This is a genomic window from Limnospira sp. PMC 289.06, assembly GCF_032350395.1.
Classification (GTDB): Bacteria; Cyanobacteriota; Cyanobacteriia; order Cyanobacteriales; family Microcoleaceae; genus Limnospira; species Limnospira platensis.
The window spans coordinates 1-1,146 of the sequence record NZ_JARPLC010000338.1 but is presented as its reverse complement, the minus strand read 5'-3'; the positions used below and the strand labels follow the sequence as shown (position 1 = coordinate 1,146).

2 protein-coding genes and 1 pseudogene are annotated in these 1,146 nt (G+C 31.2%); all 3 read left to right on the top strand.

Going from position 1 to position 1,146, the window contains the following annotated elements; genetic code table 11:
* Window positions 1–241: pseudogene (locus P5674_RS24995) on the top strand (hypothetical protein); the annotation flags it as partial.
* On the top strand, window positions 238–288 hold the full coding sequence (locus P5674_RS26790) for a hypothetical protein (protein WP_434057615.1): 51 nt from the start codon (window positions 238–240) through the stop codon (window positions 286–288). The pseudogene P5674_RS24995 and the gene P5674_RS26790, both read left to right, overlap by 4 nt.
* 257 nt (window positions 289–545) lie before the next feature.
* Complete coding sequence (locus tag P5674_RS24990; protein WP_006615909.1) at window positions 546–902, top strand: hypothetical protein; 357 nt, start codon at window positions 546–548, stop codon at window positions 900–902.
* Window positions 903–1,146 lie beyond the last annotated feature (244 nt).

The window sequence follows — 1,146 nt, the reverse complement described above, 5'->3', positions numbered from 1 at the left end:
ATTTATAAAGAGCTCAACTCTTTCATCATCTGGAGTACATACTAGATTTAGAGTAGAACACACAAACGTATCTTTGATTAACGATAGTGGAGATTATGTTAAAGGTTCTTCGTATATTAGACTTAAAACAGTTTGTGCTCAGAGTATTAATGGCTTAAATTTACTTAAAAAATTAAATGTAATTGAATTTCAATATAATGAGTTGGCAGCCATGGATTTTCTACACAATAAACAAAAATAGGTTTAATCGCACAAGAGGTTCAACAGTCTTATCCTGATGCAGTTTAATTGGTTAAAGATGACCACACATATAGCCCTGAAGTTGACGACAAAAACATAGATTATCTGACGATTCTTTATGAAACATTAGTTCCTTTATTAGTGGCAGGGATTCAATAATTATCCCCAAAATTAGAGGCACTAAGTAAATCAACAGCATCTACAAATGTTAATATCAGTAATTTACCGACAAGCCCTACAGGTTTAAGTGTAGGTGATTTATGGTGTGACACGGATAACGATAATGTAATCAAGCAGGTGAGATAATGTCTAACAAATATGATATATCTGAAACTAATTGGTTTTTAGCTTACAACCAATACTTTATCAAAGAGGATGATACCCCACACGGAAGTAAACAATTGCCAGATATATCAGGTAGTAAATTTGTGAGGATATTATTTGATGCAGACCAGGTTTCTATTTATTTGAAAATGGCAGGATGGTTAAAATTTTACACATACAATGATGTGAAGCAGAATATGATGGTTAAACGTGAAACTATTTGGCTAAATGAATATCAAATAATTGAATCACCACCATATAGTAATTTTTACTCAATATTTGAACCCTGGGAGAGGATTAAATGGTTTACCCTTTATTTTTGGAGATTAATGCAATGAGTATAATAATACTAGAGGTTCTGTTATTGATCACTGTTATTGTTTATTTGGGCATTGATTCATTGATAGGCAATAAAATAATTGAGTCTAAACTAGATTTAAACAATAAAAAGTTAGACATATTATTTGAGTTTTTGAAAAATTAGTTAGTTCAGATAGTTGGTAAAAAACAGTTAGAAGATAAAAAGCAATCACCCCATCTCCCAATCAACAGAGATGATATTGATGATGATGGTTGGCGTAA

What these genes read in the sequence shown, in the direction of transcription:
- P5674_RS24990 (WP_006615909.1), top strand. Translation starts at nt 546, where the DNA reads ATGTCTAACAAATATGATATATCTGAAACTAATTGGTTTTTAGCTTAC.